The following is a 12976-nucleotide window of genomic DNA, read 5'->3' as shown; positions in this document are numbered from 1 at the left end:
CCGGGGCACTGCCGGGCAGCATGGCTGCATGATCCGCAACGTCGTCGTGGGTGTCGTTCATCCGGGTGTGACCACCGACAAGGTCGAGGAGGCACTGCAGGCGCTCCGCGACCTGCGGGTGGACGGGCTCGAGCTCCGGCTCGTGGCGGGGCAGGACCGCGGGCTACGGCCGGGGAACGCCTCCTACGCGCTCACCGTCGACTTCGCCAGCGACGACGACTACCGGCGCTACGACCGGGACCCCGAGCACAACCGCATCCGCGAGGAGCTGTTCGCGCCGATCTCGTCGTCCATCCAGCGCATCCAGTTCGAGCTCCCCGACTGAGGCCCCAGTGAGATGGCGCCCCGCTAGGACGGCGCCGAGGCGTTGGCCCCCGGCGCTAGCGTGACCGGGTGACGGACACGACCCCGGCGACCAGCGCCGAGCACGGAGCAGGAGCGGCGGTCGAGACCGACGACCAGGAGCAGCCGGACCCCCAGCGCTGGCGCGTCCTCGGGGTGAGCCTCGTCGTGGGGTTCATGGTGCTGCTCGACGTGACCATCGTGAACGTCGCGGTGCCCTCGATGCGCTCCGGGCTCGACGCGGCCCCGGGTGCGATCCAGTGGGTCGTCTCGGGCTACGCCCTCGCCTTCGGCCTCACCCTCGTGACCGGCGGCCGCCTCGGCGACGCCTACGGTCGCCGTCGCCTCATGGTCATCGGCCTCCTGGGCTTCGTCGCCTCGAGCGCCGCCGCGGGGCTCGCCCCCGACGCCACCTGGCTCGTCGTCGCCCGTCTGGTCCAGGGCGCGTCGGCGGGCCTGCTGACGCCGCAGAACTCCGGGCTCATCCAGACCCTCTTCCGCGGGCGGGAGCGCGGGGTCGCGTTCGGCACCTTCGGCCTGGTCGTCTCCGTGTCCTCGGCGCTGGGCCCCGTGCTGGGCGGCCTCATCATCGCGATTGCCGGCACGGAGGACGGGTGGCGCTGGATCTTCCTCGTCAACGTCCCCATCGGCCTGGTGCTGCTCGTGCCCATCCTGCGCCTGGTCCCCGGTCGCGACCCGTCCGCCGGGACGGGCCGCGTGCATCTGGACCTCCTCGGGGCGGTGCTGCTGGGCGCGACCGTCCTGGCGGTGCTCGTCCCGGTGGTCAACGTGGAGGGCGGCACGGTGACCCTCCTGCCGCTCCTCGTGCTCGTCCCCGTCTTCGCGCTGGCGTTCGTGCGGTGGGAGCACCGCGTCGTGCGCCGCGGGGGAGCCCCGCTGCTCGACGTGGGCCTCCTGCGCCGCACGCCCGGCTACGCGAGCGGCGTCACCATCGGGGCGCTCTACTTCACCGGCTTCACCGGGGTGTTCCTCGTGCTCAGCTTCTTCCTGCAGGAGGGGCGCGGCCTGACCGCGCTGGAGGCGGGTCTGCACCTGTGCACGTTCGCGATCGGTTCGGCGGTGGCGGCGCCCATCGCCGGACGGATGGTGGACCGCGTCGGTCGCGTGCTCACCGTCGGCGCCCTCGTCGTCCTGCTGGGCGCACTCGTCGTGCTGGCCCTCGTCGCGCCCGCGGGGCTGCCCCTGTGGCTCGCCCTGTCGGTGCCGCTGCTGGTGGCGGGTGTCGGTGGCGGAGCGGTGGTGTCGCCGAACATGACGCTCTCCCTCGCGGACGTGCCGACCCGGATGGGCGGTGCCGCGGGCGGTGCCCTCCAGACCGGCCAGCGGATCGGTGCGGCCATCGGTGCCGCGGTGACGATGACGGCCTACCAGGTGGCCATCGAGCGGCTCGACGACCCGGACCAGGCGCTGCGCTGGGGCATCGGCACCTCGGTCGCCCTGCTCCTCGCGGCTCTCGCCGCGGCGGTGTGGTCCTGGCGGGCCGAGCCTCACCCGGGGGCCGAGGCGTCCCCGGCGAGCAGCAGCCGCTAGACGGGCGGCGGCACCTCGCGCGGCGCCCCCCACTTGTCGGACCAGGTCGGCGGCGAGGCGAGCGTCGCGAGCAGGCGGTCGAGGTCGTCGTCGAACGCCACGATCTCACCCTGTGCGGGGCGCACGAACCCACGCTCGACCATCCGGTCCCGCATCTCGCGCAGCGGCGCCCAGAACCCGTCGACGTCGAGGAAGCCGCTCCGCTTGGCGTGGATCGACAGCTGCGCCCAGGTCCACTGCTCGGCCACCTCCTCGAGCGTGCCGGCCCCTCCGGGCAGCGTGAGGAACGCGTCCGCCCGCTCCGCCATGAGTGCCTTCCGCTCGTGCATCGTCTCGACGACGAGCAGCTCGGTGCAGCCGGTGTGGCTGAGCTCGCGCGCGTCGAGGGCCCGGGGGATGACGCCCACGACGTCGCCCCCGGCCGCGAGCGCGGCATCGGCGACCGCGCCCATCAGCCCGACCCGACCCCCGCCGTACACCACGGTGATGCCACGCTCCGCGAGCGTGCGCCCGACGAGGCGGGCGGCCTCCTCGAACGCGGGGGAGTCGCCGAACGACGATCCGCAGAAGACGGCGACGGCACGCAGGGACGAGGAGGAGGGCGGGGGAGTGGGCACGGGCCGGGAGGCTACCCGGCCGCGCGGCCGGGCTCGGCCACGGACCCGCCCGCAGCGTCCTCCGGCTCCGTGACGCTCGCCCAGAGGTCGTCCAGCGACAGCCCGAGCACGTCCGCCAGTGCGGCGATCGTCGGGAACGACGGCGTCGCGACGCGCCCGGACTCGATCTTCCGGAGCGTCTCGGGCGAGAGCCCGGCGGCCAGCGCGGTGTGCAGCATCGAGCGTTCGCCGCGGGCACGGCGGAGAGCCGACCCGAGGCGGCGGCCGCGCGCGACCTCCGCGGGACTGAGGGGGAGCCTGACCATGACCGGATCATAATCCCGGGATAACCTGACCGGGATTGTTATCCCACTAGAACGTCAGGACGACCGCGTGATCGAGATCCTCAGCCCGGCCAAGCTCGAGCAGGCCCGTGTCAGCGGCGCCCTCGTCGGCGACATCCTCGCCACGCTGCGCGCGCGCACCGCCGTCGGCACCAACCTGCTCGAGATCGACGCCTGGGCCCGTGGGCTCATCGAGGAGGCGGGAGCGACGTCCTGCTACGTCGACTACGCCCCCTCGTTCGGCCGCGGGCCGTTCGGCCACCACATCTGCACGGCGGTCAACGACGCGGTGCTGCACGGCCGTCCCCACGACCGGACGCTGGCGGACGGGGACCTGCTCACCCTCGACCTCGCCGTCCTCACCGGAGGTGTCGCGGCGGACGCCGCCATCAGCTTCATCGTCGGCGAGGAGCGGCCCGCCGAGAGCGTCGCGCTGATCGAGGCGACCGAGCGCGCCCTCGCCGCGGCGATCGCCGCGGCCCGGCCGGGAGCACGGGTGGGCGACCTCTCCCACGCGATCGGCACCGTGCTGCGGGAGTCGGGCTACCGCGTCAACACCGAGTTCGGCGGCCACGGCATCGGCTCGACCATGCACCAGGACCCGCACGTGGCGAACACGGGCCGTCCGGGTCGGGGCTACCGCCTGCGCCCGGGGTTGCTGCTCGCCCTCGAGCCCTGGGTCATGGCCGACACCGACGAGCTCGTCACCGACGCGGACGGCTGGACCCTGCGCAGCGCGACCGGCTGCCGCACCGCCCACACGGAGCACACGGTCGCGATCACCGCGGACGGTGCCGAGGTGCTGACCCTCCCCACGGCGCGGCGGGTGGCAGCGGGCTAGAGCAGCACGCCCGCGACGAAGCGCGCCAGGTCGCGCGCCTCGGTGGCGGAGATGGTGTGCCCGAGGCCGGGGTACGACGCGGTGGTGGCCGTCGCGTGCTCCGGCAGCCACGCGTCGGTGCGGGCCACGGCGTGCGGCGCGATGACCGTGTCGGCCTCGCCCCGGCCGGAGAAGACGGGCGGCCGGGTACGCCGCAGGACCGTGTCGCCCGCGACCGCGCCCTGCAGCACGAAGCCGCCGAGGAGGCCGGCTCCGGCGTACCGCTCGGGCCGGGTGCGCAGCAGCTGCGACGCCACGAGCCCGCCCTGGGAGAACCCGACGGGCAGCACCGTGGTCGCGGCCGGGACGTGCGCGTCGACCCAGGCGTGCGCGGCGTCGACGCCGGGCGCGACGTCTTCCGGGTCGGGGGTGCCCGGCGTCGAGAGGGGGAACCACGCGTGGCTGCCGGGCGCGAGCGTCAGGGGCGCCTGGAGGGAGGCCCAGGCGACGCCCTCGGGCAGCAGGCGTGCGAGGCCGACGAGGGCGCTCTCGTGCGCGCCGTACCCGTGCGCGAGCACCACGGTCGGGCGGCCGTCGTGCGCGTCCTCGCCCCAGCTCGTCGTCGCCGTCGTCACGTGAGGGGTGGTCATGATGGTTGAGGCTACAACTATCGGACGGTGTCCGCTGGACCTCGGTGGCAGAGTGAGCCCGTGGCGGATCCTGACCAGCACGAGAGCGACCCCACCGCGGCAGCCGTCCGTTCGGTGCCACCACCGGGGCAGGGCGGGGAGTCGCTGGTCACCGTGCTCGTCGCCCTCGCCGCCAACGCCCTCATCGCGGTCGCGAAGTCGGTCGCGGCGGGCATCACCGGGTCGGCGTCCATGGTCGCCGAGGCCGCGCACTCGTGGGCCGACACCGGCAACGAGGTGGCACTGCTCGCCGCCGAGCGGCGGGGCGGTCGCCCGCGCGACGCCGCACGTCCGTTGGGCTACGGGCGCGCGGCGTACCTCTGGTCCCTGGTCGCGGCCTTCGGTCTCTTCACCGCGGGCTCCGTGCTCTCGCTGTGGCACGGCGCGACCTCGCTCTGGGACTCGCTGCAGGGCACGGCGGAGGCCGAGGCGACGGCGTACACGCTGAACTACGTCGTGCTCGGCGTCGCCTTCGCGCTCGAGGGCATCTCGTTCCTGCAGGCGCTGCGGCAGGTCCGCCGCGAGTCGGCCCGCTGGCACCTGCGGCCGCTGTCCTTCGTCTACCGCACGTCGGACCCGACCCTGCGTGCCGTGTTCCTCGAGGACTCCTCCGCCCTCGTCGGTCTCGCGCTGGCGGGGGCGGGCGTGCTCGCCCACCAGCTCACCGGCGACCCGGTGTGGGACGCGCTGGGCTCCATCGCCGTCGGGGTGCTGCTCGGCGTCGTCGCGCTGTTCCTCATCCGCCGCAACATGGACTACCTGCTGGGCGAGGGCGTGCCGCCGGCGCTGCGGTCCTGGCTGCTGGACCAGGTGCGCGGCCACCGCGAGGTGGCGCGGGTGACCTACCTCCACCTCGAGTACGTCGGGCCGCGACGGGTCTTCATGGTCGCGGCCGTCGACCTGGTCGGCGACGCCCCGGAGCCCGAGGTGGCGCGCCGCCTCCGGGCGCTCGAGGCCGAGCTGGAGCGCAGCCCGATGGTCGAGGAAGCCGTGCTGACGTTGGCGACGACGGATGAGCCGGACCTCGCCTGAGTCGCCCCGGCGGGCCGGGTCAGAGGTGGTCGGGCACGATCAGCGCGTCGGGATCCTGGCGCACGGGCATCGCCGCGACCGCGATGCGCAGCACGGCCGCACCGGCCGCGACGGCCTTGCGGCGCTTGCGCTCCGCGGTGCCGTCCCAGGAGCCGGGCTCGCTGCGGTCCGCGCGCTGGCGGAGCGCCTCCTCGGCCGCGGCCTCGTACTCCTCGTCCGTGAAGGTCGGCGTCGCCCCGACCGTGGGACGCTCCGGGAGCGCCGTGAGCGCCGGCAGCACGAGGTCGCCGGACGCGGCGAGCAGGGGGTAGCGGTCGCCCTTCGAGAGGGTGTCCCACGAGGTGCCGCCCGCCCGGCTCCGCAGCAGCCGGGGGAGCGCCTCGAACGACCGCGCAGCCACGGCCTCGACGGCGACGGTCATCTCGCGCTCGGTGAACTTCACGGGTCTCCTCTGCTCGTGGCGCGGGTGCCGCGGGTCGGTTCCGGTGCCGGGAGCCACCGTACGGCGCGGGTCGCGCCCGGGTCGCGGGGTACCGGGCCCGCATGACCAGCGACCCGAACGAGCGCCCCGTGCAGGCCGACCCCGCGGACGACCACGACCAGGACGCGGAGCCGCCCACGCCGGACGGCCAGGAGCCCGACACGAGCCAGCTCGACCCCGACTCCGAGCCCGCCAGCGACCCGGACCCGGCCCCCGGCGACGCCTGAGGGGTCCGGATGACGGAGCCCACCGCCGTACGCCGCGGGAGGGTGCGCGTCGGGGTCTCCGGCTGGCGCTACCCCCGGTGGCGGGGAGACTTCTACCCGAAGGGGCTGCCCCAGCGGCTGGAGCTCGCCTACATCGCCGAGCGGATGGACACCGTCGAGCTGAACGGGTCGTTCTACTCGCTGCAGCGCCCGACGAGCTACCAGCGGTGGCGGACCCAGGTGCCCGCCCACGTGGTGCTGGCGATGAAGGGGTCGCGCTACATCACCCACATGCTGCGCCTGCGCGAGGTGGACCAGGCCCTGGCCAACTTCTTCGCCTCCGGGGTGCTGGCGCTCGGCGACCAGCTCGGGCCCGTCCTCTGGCAGCTGCCCGAGCGCCACGAGCTGGACGTCGAGCAGCTCACGCGCTTCCTCGGGGCGCTGCCGCGGACGACCGGTGAGGCGCTCGACCTCGCACGCCACCACGACGCCCGGCTCGACGACCGGGCCTGGCTGGAGATCGACGACGACCGTCCGCTGCGTCATGCGTTCGAGCCGCGGGCCCTGTCGTTCGTGTCGCCCGTGGTCGACGACCTGCTCCGTGAGCACGGGGTGGCCCTCGCGGTCGCGGACACGGCGGGCCGGTGGCCGATGTTCGGGCAGGTGACGGCCGACTTCGTCTACGTGCGCCTGCACGGGTCGACAGCGCTCTACGCGAGCGGCTACACGCCGGAGGAGCTCGACGCCTGGGCGGCGCGGATCGAGGGCTGGGCGACCGGTGCGAGCACGCCCGACGGCCGCCCCCGCGACGTCTACGTCTACTTCGACAACGACGCCCGCGGATTCGCCCCGCACGACGCCGTGGGCCTCGCCGCACGCACCCGCGGACCCGATTCGGGGGGCGCCCCGGGGCTGGGGTAATGTTCCGACCGCTCCGCCCGGTGATCCTGGGCGGGCTTCGGGCTGTGGCGCAGCTTGGTAGCGCACTTGACTGGGGGTCAAGGGGTCGCAGGTTCAAATCCTGTCAGCCCGACCGAAGAACGAGCAGGTCAGAGGCCGTCTCCGCGGAATGCGGGGGCGGCCTCTTCTGTGTCGTGGGGAGAGAACGCTTCTCTGTTCGCCTCGAAGGCCTCGGGAACGGGGAGCAGCTCCGGTCAGATCGTCTGGCGCGGCTGGTTGCGCAGTCCACGCCCGGCGGTCATCGCCCCGAGGACCAGGAGTGCGGCCGTGCCTCCCGGTCCGCGGGCGTCGCTCCATCCGTAGGAACGGATTGACTACGCTGACGCTCACCGAGACGACGCGAAGCGCGTCGGCGGTGGGCGCGGAGTGAGGCCAGGGGCGGATCGGTGCACGAGAATCCAGAGGCAAGTAACAACCGTCGCGTGACGGTCGTCGTGGTGCTGCAGCTGCTGGCGGCGTCCCTCCTCATCGGCAGCGTCGTGCGAGCGGTGGTGGACGATCGCGCGGCTCTCCCCACAGCTGTCGAGGTCGGCCTCGCCGCCCTCGTCCTCGCTGCCGTCGTCCTCCATCGGCGTCGCCGGGGAGAGCGACTGTCCGTCGGCGGATCACTCATCGCGAAGGTCGTCTTCGCTGTCGTCGTGGTCGGACCGGCCGTCTGGTTCGTCGGCGTCGCGGCCGGCTTCGTCCTCGGCGCGACGTCCATCCTGGTTCTTCTCGTCGTGGTGCTGGCGGGCCTGGTCGTCGAGGCGGCGGCAGGCGGTCCCGTGCGGGGGCGCTGGGCGCCAGGAGCGGACGGACGCCGAGCGCCGTAGCGCGGTGGATCGCTGAGCCGACGGGTGCTCAGCGATCCACCGCGCTGTCGAGCCGGCCGAGGGTCAGCCCCGCGTCGACGGGTCCCGCCACGGCGCGGGGTCGTCGAACCACACCGCGACGCTCGCCGTACGCGGGATCCAGCGGATGTGCTCGGTGGCCGCGCCGACGTCGAAGGTCATCCACGTCCCGCCGTCCGCCACGAAGTTCTGGTTGACGACGCGCAGCTGCGTGCCGAGCTCGGGGTCGGTGCCGCGCACGGTGAAGACGCGGCCGTCCAGCGAGATCTCCATCTTGGCCATCGGGCATCTCCTCGGGGTGCGAGCGCGGGGTCACGCCGAGCGCCCGGTACCCGGCCGCCGTGTCGAACCTAGACCGCGTCCGGTCCGGGATCGTCGCCGCGTCGGCGTCGAAGCGAGCGCACTGCGTCCTCGGCGAGGCTCAGCGCGACGAACACGGTGAGGTGGACGAGCGGGACGGCCACGACGAACGCGAGCAGCGCCAAGCACCACGCCCACCAGGAGAGCTGCGGGGACCAGCTGGCGAACCAGGGGATGCCGATCGCGAAGACGGCGATGGTGACCCACGAGTCCGTCCTCCGCGGCGTCACCCAGGTGCTCACCCGAGGAGACTAGGCGGTCGCGGGGCGGTCGGTGTCGGTTCCCAGGAGTTCTAGGCTGACCGGATGCGCCCCACCACCGCCGACCGCGACCACCTCGCCCGTGCGGGGCTCGTGGCCTACGGCGTCGTCCACCTCCTCCTCGGCTGGCTCGCCCTCCAGCTCGCGCTCGGCGACCGCGAGGGCGAGGCGTCGACGACCGGCGCGATCCAGCAGCTCGCGGAGCAGCCCTTCGGCGGCGTCATGGTCGGCGCTGTCGCCGTCGGCATGGTCCTGCTCGCGCTCTGGCAGGGCGCGGAGGCGGTCCTCGACCACCGCACGGAGGACACGAAGGACCAGGTCCGGCACCGCGGCCGGGCGGCGGCCAAGGCGGTGCTCTACGCCGCGCTGGGCGTCACGGCCGCGCGCATCGTGCTCGGTGCCGGCAGCAGCAGCCAGGAGGGCCAGGCCGACACCCTGACGGCGAAGCTGCTCGGCCTGCCGTTCGGCCAGGTCCTCGTGGGCATCGTCGGCGTGGTGATCCTCGGCGTGGGCGGCTACCACGTCTACAAGGGCGTCACCGACCGGTTCCTCAAGGACCTCCGCCACAGCGGGCAGGGGACCGCGGGCACGGCGTACACGTGGTGCGGGCGCGCCGGCTACACCGCCAAGGGCATCGCGATCGGGGCGGTCGGGGTGCTCTTCTGCTTCGCTGCGATCGACCACGACCCGGACGAGTCCGGCGGCCTCGACGCGGCGCTGCTCACGGTGCTCCAGGCACCGGGCGGTCCGGTCCTGCTGGGCGCGATCGGCGTCGGCATCATCGGCTTCGGCCTCTTCTGCTTCGCGTGGGCGAAGCACGTGGACTGAGAGCACGCCCGCCGTGCGCTACGCCTGGACCACGCCCGCCTCCGCGCCGTACCTCGCCGGCCCCACGAGCGCCCGGCTCGCCGAGGCCGACCGTGCCGTCGCCGCCTTGCGGGGGGACGCCGAACGGTGGTCGCGCTGGTGGCTCGGGACCGGGGCCTTCGTGGCGGCCGTCGTGGGCCTGTTCGTCAGCGCGGGCGTGGTCGGCGCCATCGTGGACCTGGGGCGCGCGGCGGTCCTCGACGTCGTCGTCGTGCTCGTCGCCCTCGCGCTCGCGCTGGCAGGGCTCGCTGTCCTCGTGAGGCTCGCCCGGTCCGGGCGCCGGATCACTCGCGCGGCGGCGGCGTGGCTGCGCGCGCCGTACGCCGCGGGTCTGCGGTCGCCCGACGCCGCCGGCTGGGTGCGGGCGCGCACGGTGAACCTGGAACCCCGCGTGCTCGCCCGGCTCGTCACCGCGACCTTCGCGCTCCTCGTCGGCGTCGCCGGGGTGGCGCTGGCCGCGCGCGACCTCGTGCAGGGAGCCACCGCCCTCAGCGGGGCCGCGGCCGCGATCGGCGTCCTGGGCCTCGTGTGCGGGTGCGGTCAGGTCGCGGGGGTGCTCCGGATCGTGGCCGCACTGGGCGCCGCGGACCCGCTCCGGGTCCGCCTCCGTGGCCGCCGCTAGCCTGCCCCGATGCCCGTCCGACTCCCGCACGCCGTCCACCGCCTCGTCGGCGCCGCCGTCCACGGGGTGCGTCGTCGCGTGGAGTGGTACGGCGCGATCTCGCCCGGCACCGTCGCCGGCGACCGGTTCGGGTCGCTGGGGGAGGGCGCGTGCATCGCGTTCCCCCAGGCCACGATCGTCGGCGAGGCGGGCATCCACGTCGGCCGCGGCACGCTGGTGGGACGCTCCTGCACCCTCACGGTGGGCTACGTCGGACCCGACGACGTGCCGCCGGAGCGCGGGCTCGTCATCGGCGACCGGTGCGTCGTCGGGGCGCGCAGCACCATCACGGCCCACGAGTCGGTCACGCTCGAGGACGACGTGTGGTGCGGCCAGGGGGTCTTCATCTCCGACGCCAGCCACGGCTACCAGGACCCGGACACGCCGATCGGCCGTCAGCTGGGTCGCCACCAGCCGGTGCGGATCGGCGCCGGTTCGTGGATCGGGCACCACGCGATCGTGCTCCCGGGCACGACCATCGGTCGCAACGTCGTCGTGGCCGCCGGCTCCGTCGTGCGGGGCGCGGTGCCCGACCACAGCGTGGTGGCCGGCGTGCCCGCGCGCGTGGTCCGCCACCTCGAGCCCGGTGTCGGGTGGGTCGGCCGGCACGCCGACGACGTCCGTCCCGTGACGAGCGCGGCGCAGGTCGCGGCGTACCTCACCGGCTACCAGGAGCCCGACCGCCCCACCGGCACGGCCTGACACCGCGACCGGGGCTCAGGTGCCGAGCCACCACCCGGCGCCGGCCGCGACGACGCCGAGCAGGAGCATGCCTCCCGCGTGGAGCGCCGCGGCCGACCAGCGACGCCCCTCGAGCAGCACGACGGCCTCGACGCTGGCGGTGCTGAAGGTCGTGTAGCCGCCGAGCAGCCCCGCGCCCAGCACGGTCGCCAGGGCCGTGCCGAGGTGGTCGCTCACCAGCAGGCCGGTGACCAGCCCGAGGAGGAACGCGCCCGAGACGTTGATCACCAGCGTCCCCAGCGGGTAGCCCGGCACGGCCCTCCGCGCCGCCGTGTCCACCCCGTAGCGCACCGCCGCGCCCACGCCGCCCGCGACGGCCACGCCCGCCACCACGCCGGGGTCGAGGGCGCTCACGCGCGGGCCCGTCCACGCCGACGCTGGGTGAGCGCGACACCCGACGCTGCCGCGACGAGCCCGAGCAGCACGCTCCCGACGCCGTACGCCGCGGCCAGCGCCGCGTCGTCCCGAGCGAGCCGCACGCTGTCGACGGCGAGCGCGCTGTAGGTCGTGAATCCGCCGAGCAGGCCCGTGCCCACGAGCAGCCGCAGGTGCGGCCGGCCCGTGAGGGGCCCTCCGCGCAGGCCGCCGAGGAGGACTCCCAGCACGAACGCTCCCAGGACGTTGACGGCACCGATGGTCAGGGGGACGCCCCCGACCGGGGGCACGAGCTCCGCGAGGAGGTGGCGGGCGAGGGTCCCGACGGCGCCGCCGAGGAACACGAGGGGGAGAGCGACGGGCAGGCGCACGACCGGAGGGGAGTGCGGCGCGACCACGGTCGAGAACCGTACCCGCCCGGTCCGCCACCTCCCTTGTCACGGGCGGCTATTCTGCGCCGGTCGGGGGACAGGATTCGACACGAAGAAGGTCTCGAGTTGCCGAAGGACCCCGACCGTCCCCGACGTCGCTACGTCTCTCCCGTGCGGGAGGCGGCCCTCGCCGCCACCCACGGCCGGATCGTCGACGCCGCTGCGGAGCTCTTCTCCAGCGAGGGATACCGCTCGACGACGCTGGCCGCGATCGCGGCCCGCGCCGGCGTGTCCGTGCCGCGCGTCAACCTCTCCGGCTCCAAGCCGGCCCTCCTCGTGGAGGCCTACCAGCGCCGCGCGGGCACGACGCCGGAGCAGCCGATCAGCGAGTCGCCCGAGCTGCAGGAGCTCATGAAGCTGCCGGCTGACGAGGCGTTGCCGGCGTACGCCGCGTGGTTGAGCCAGGTGCACGCACAGTCGGTGGGGCTGTGGTTCGCGCTGCGCGAGGCCGCCGCGACCGACCCGGAGGCCGCGACCGCCTTCGAGGCCGTCGAGCGCTCGAACGACGAGGCCTGCCTGTCCGCGGTCGCCTGGGCCGACGGCCTGGGGCTGCTGACGGGCGACGTCCCGACGGAGGAGCGCGCGGCGACGTGGGCCCAGGTCGCCGGCGCCGAGCCCTTCCGCCACTTCGTCGTGGAGCGTGGCTGGAGCGCGGAGCGCTACCAGCAGTGGGTACGGCGCGCGATCGAGCGCCTCGTGCTCGACCCCGCCTGACGGAGGGTGGCCGGGGGCCCCGGGGGTCGTCCCCGGTCGTCACCGGCCGCCCCCCGGGGCGCGTCAGGCCGGCCAGTCCAGCGGGTAGTCCTCCGCCGCCTTGTCGTGCTGCTTGGCCAGCTTCTTGCGCGCCTTCGTGCCGATCCGGTCCCCGAAGACCGTGCCGAGGGTGTGGTCCGTCTCGTGCTGGAGGCAGCGGGCGAGCAGGCCGTCGCCCTCGAACCGCACGGGGGTGCCGTCCAGGCCCACCCCCACCACGGTCGCCCGGTCGGGGCGCGCGCAGTCGACGAAGGCGCCCGGGTAGCTCAGGCACCCCTCCTCGCTGTCGTCGAGGCGTCGCTCGCTGCCCTCCGGGGTGGTGACGTCGGGGTTGCACACGACCCCCGCGACCCGGCGCCCCGATGCGTCGGGGCAGTCGAAGACGAAGACGGCCAGGTCGACCCCGATCTGGCAGGCGGCCAGCCCGACGCCGTCCGCGGCGTACATCGTCGCCGTCATGTCGGCGACCAACGCCCGCAGGTCGTCGTCGAACGCCGTGACGCGGCGCTGGGGCGCGTGCATCACCGGTGTGCCCCAGCGGGTGATCGGGCGGACGGTGCCTCCGGTCGGCAGCGCGCCGTACGGCGTCTCGTCGGGCCCGTCGGGCGTCTCGGCGGAAGCGGGTGCGGCGGCTGCGTCGGACATGTCCCGATCGTAGGAGAAGCGTGACGGGGGCG

At 74.7% G+C, this 12976-nt stretch carries 20 protein-coding genes and 1 tRNA gene; 12 read left to right on the top strand and 9 right to left on the bottom strand.

Features of this window, described 5'->3' with window-relative positions; translation table 11 throughout:
• Positions 1 to 28: 28 nt before the first annotated feature.
• Together QE405_RS07535 and QE405_RS07530 are read left to right on the top strand one after the other, a co-directional pair.
• The gene (locus QE405_RS07535) at positions 29 to 325 is read left to right on the top strand and encodes a Dabb family protein (protein ID WP_307199585.1); all 297 of its coding nucleotides are present in this window, start codon (positions 29 to 31) and stop codon (positions 323 to 325) included.
• Between the two features lie 68 nt (positions 326 to 393).
• On the top strand, positions 394 to 1893 hold the full coding sequence (locus tag QE405_RS07530) for an MFS transporter (protein WP_307199584.1): 1500 nt from the start codon (positions 394 to 396) through the stop codon (positions 1891 to 1893).
• Here the strand turns inward: QE405_RS07530 and QE405_RS07525 are convergent.
• Positions 1890 to 2510, bottom strand: a complete 621-nt coding sequence (locus tag QE405_RS07525) for an LOG family protein (RefSeq protein ID WP_307199583.1) — start codon at positions 2508 to 2510, stop codon at positions 1890 to 1892. The genes QE405_RS07530 and QE405_RS07525 overlap by 4 nt on opposite strands.
• An 11-nt stretch (positions 2511 to 2521) precedes the next feature.
• Entirely contained in the window at positions 2522 to 2815 is a 294-nt protein-coding gene (locus tag QE405_RS07520; protein ID WP_307199582.1) for a helix-turn-helix transcriptional regulator, read from the bottom strand.
• Positions 2816 to 2882: 67 nt separating this feature from the next.
• Here QE405_RS07520 and map point away from each other — a divergent pair, with 67 nt between their 5' ends.
• The gene (gene map, locus QE405_RS07515) at positions 2883 to 3674 is read left to right on the top strand and encodes a type I methionyl aminopeptidase (protein ID WP_307199581.1); all 792 of its coding nucleotides are present in this window, start codon (positions 2883 to 2885) and stop codon (positions 3672 to 3674) included.
• Here map and QE405_RS07510 read toward each other — a convergent pair.
• On the bottom strand, positions 3671 to 4303 hold the full coding sequence (locus QE405_RS07510) for an alpha/beta hydrolase (RefSeq protein ID WP_307199580.1): 633 nt from the start codon (positions 4301 to 4303) through the stop codon (positions 3671 to 3673). The two genes, map and QE405_RS07510, sit on opposite strands and share 4 nt — an antisense overlap.
• Positions 4304 to 4363: 60 nt before the next feature.
• On the opposite strand from QE405_RS07510, the gene QE405_RS07505 reads away from it, so the two are divergent.
• Positions 4364 to 5374: a cation diffusion facilitator family transporter gene (locus QE405_RS07505; RefSeq protein ID WP_307199579.1), complete on the top strand. Its 1011-nt coding sequence runs from the start codon at positions 4364 to 4366 to the stop codon at positions 5372 to 5374.
• A 19-nt stretch (positions 5375 to 5393) separates the two neighbouring features.
• On the opposite strand, the gene QE405_RS07500 is transcribed toward QE405_RS07505, so the two are convergent.
• Positions 5394 to 5816 (bottom strand): hypothetical protein, encoded by a 423-nt coding sequence (locus QE405_RS07500; RefSeq protein WP_307199578.1) that lies wholly within the window; start codon positions 5814 to 5816, stop codon positions 5394 to 5396.
• Positions 5817 to 5917: 101 nt separating this feature from the next.
• Between QE405_RS07500 and QE405_RS07495 the strand changes: the two genes are divergently transcribed.
• The 4 genes from QE405_RS07495 (at position 5918) to QE405_RS07480 (ending at position 7833) form a co-directional block, all read left to right on the top strand.
• On the top strand, positions 5918 to 6082 hold the full coding sequence (locus QE405_RS07495; protein WP_307199577.1) for a hypothetical protein: 165 nt from the start codon (positions 5918 to 5920) through the stop codon (positions 6080 to 6082).
• 9 nt (positions 6083 to 6091) lie between these two features.
• Positions 6092 to 6982 (top strand): DUF72 domain-containing protein, encoded by an 891-nt coding sequence (locus QE405_RS07490; RefSeq protein ID WP_307199576.1) that lies wholly within the window; start codon positions 6092 to 6094, stop codon positions 6980 to 6982.
• Between the two features lie 38 nt (positions 6983 to 7020).
• Positions 7021 to 7094, top strand: a tRNA-Pro gene (locus QE405_RS07485).
• A gap of 313 nt (positions 7095 to 7407) precedes the next feature.
• On the top strand, positions 7408 to 7833 hold the full coding sequence (locus QE405_RS07480; protein ID WP_307199575.1) for a hypothetical protein: 426 nt from the start codon (positions 7408 to 7410) through the stop codon (positions 7831 to 7833).
• A 63-nt stretch (positions 7834 to 7896) separates the two neighbouring features.
• Here QE405_RS07480 and QE405_RS07475 read toward each other — a convergent pair whose 3' ends face one another.
• Positions 7897 to 8133 carry a hypothetical protein gene (locus QE405_RS07475; RefSeq protein ID WP_307199574.1) on the bottom strand — a complete coding sequence of 79 codons (237 nt, stop codon included), beginning with the start codon at positions 8131 to 8133 and terminating at the stop codon, positions 7897 to 7899.
• 68 nt (positions 8134 to 8201) lie between these two features.
• Positions 8202 to 8453, bottom strand: coding sequence for a hypothetical protein (locus QE405_RS07470; protein ID WP_307199573.1), 252 nt, complete (start codon positions 8451 to 8453; stop codon positions 8202 to 8204).
• A 63-nt stretch (positions 8454 to 8516) separates the two neighbouring features.
• Here QE405_RS07470 and QE405_RS07465 point away from each other — a divergent pair, with 63 nt between their 5' ends.
• From QE405_RS07465 to QE405_RS07455, 3 genes are read left to right on the top strand one after another with little or no spacing between them, the layout of a single operon-like run.
• Complete coding sequence (locus QE405_RS07465; protein ID WP_307199572.1) at positions 8517 to 9299, top strand: DUF1206 domain-containing protein; 783 nt, start codon at positions 8517 to 8519, stop codon at positions 9297 to 9299.
• 13 nt (positions 9300 to 9312) lie between these two features.
• Complete coding sequence (locus tag QE405_RS07460) at positions 9313 to 9960, top strand: hypothetical protein (RefSeq protein WP_307199571.1); 648 nt, start codon at positions 9313 to 9315, stop codon at positions 9958 to 9960.
• Positions 9961 to 9969: 9 nt separating this feature from the next.
• A complete protein-coding gene (locus QE405_RS07455) occupies positions 9970 to 10701 on the top strand; it encodes an acyltransferase (RefSeq protein ID WP_307199570.1) in 732 nt (243 codons plus the stop codon).
• Between the two features lie 15 nt (positions 10702 to 10716).
• Here QE405_RS07455 and QE405_RS07450 read toward each other — a convergent pair whose 3' ends face one another.
• Both QE405_RS07450 and QE405_RS07445 read right to left on the bottom strand, forming a co-directional pair.
• Positions 10717 to 11094, bottom strand: coding sequence for a fluoride efflux transporter FluC (locus QE405_RS07450; RefSeq protein ID WP_307199569.1), 378 nt, complete (start codon positions 11092 to 11094; stop codon positions 10717 to 10719).
• On the bottom strand, positions 11091 to 11486 hold the full coding sequence (locus tag QE405_RS07445; RefSeq protein ID WP_307199568.1) for a fluoride efflux transporter FluC: 396 nt from the start codon (positions 11484 to 11486) through the stop codon (positions 11091 to 11093). The genes QE405_RS07450 and QE405_RS07445 overlap by 4 nt, the downstream gene beginning before the upstream one ends.
• Positions 11487 to 11612: 126 nt before the next feature.
• Here QE405_RS07445 and QE405_RS07440 point away from each other — a divergent pair, with 126 nt between their 5' ends.
• Entirely contained in the window at positions 11613 to 12260 is a 648-nt protein-coding gene (locus QE405_RS07440) for a TetR/AcrR family transcriptional regulator (protein WP_307199567.1), read from the top strand.
• A 63-nt stretch (positions 12261 to 12323) separates the two neighbouring features.
• On the opposite strand, the gene def is transcribed toward QE405_RS07440, so the two are convergent.
• Positions 12324 to 12944, bottom strand: coding sequence for a peptide deformylase (gene def / locus QE405_RS07435; protein ID WP_307199566.1), 621 nt, complete (start codon positions 12942 to 12944; stop codon positions 12324 to 12326).
• Positions 12945 to 12976 lie beyond the last annotated feature (32 nt).

This window comes from Nocardioides zeae (genome assembly GCF_030818655.1).
GTDB lineage: Bacteria > Actinomycetota > Actinomycetes > Propionibacteriales > Nocardioidaceae > Nocardioides > Nocardioides zeae_A.
Note: the sequence above shows the minus strand (reverse complement) of the source record. Positions and strands in the feature narration are given on the sequence as shown.

Excerpts from the sequence above, each read along its gene's own strand:
- QE405_RS07535 (WP_307199585.1), top strand. The coding sequence starts at position 29 with ATGATCCGCAACGTCGTCGTGGGTGTCGTTCATCCGGGTGTGACCACC.
- QE405_RS07520 (WP_307199582.1), bottom strand. The coding sequence starts at position 2,815 with ATGGTCAGGCTCCCCCTCAGTCCCGCGGAGGTCGCGCGCGGCCGCCGC.
- QE405_RS07510 (WP_307199580.1), bottom strand. The coding sequence starts at position 4,303 with ATGACCACCCCTCACGTGACGACGGCGACGACGAGCTGGGGCGAGGAC.
- QE405_RS07495 (WP_307199577.1), top strand. The coding sequence starts at position 5,918 with ATGACCAGCGACCCGAACGAGCGCCCCGTGCAGGCCGACCCCGCGGAC.
- QE405_RS07490 (WP_307199576.1), top strand. The coding sequence starts at position 6,092 with ATGACGGAGCCCACCGCCGTACGCCGCGGGAGGGTGCGCGTCGGGGTC.
- QE405_RS07475 (WP_307199574.1), bottom strand. The coding sequence starts at position 8,133 with ATGGCCAAGATGGAGATCTCGCTGGACGGCCGCGTCTTCACCGTGCGC.
- QE405_RS07465 (WP_307199572.1), top strand. The coding sequence starts at position 8,517 with ATGCGCCCCACCACCGCCGACCGCGACCACCTCGCCCGTGCGGGGCTC.
- QE405_RS07455 (WP_307199570.1), top strand. The coding sequence starts at position 9,970 with ATGCCCGTCCGACTCCCGCACGCCGTCCACCGCCTCGTCGGCGCCGCC.
- def (WP_307199566.1), bottom strand. The coding sequence starts at position 12,944 with ATGTCCGACGCAGCCGCCGCACCCGCTTCCGCCGAGACGCCCGACGGG.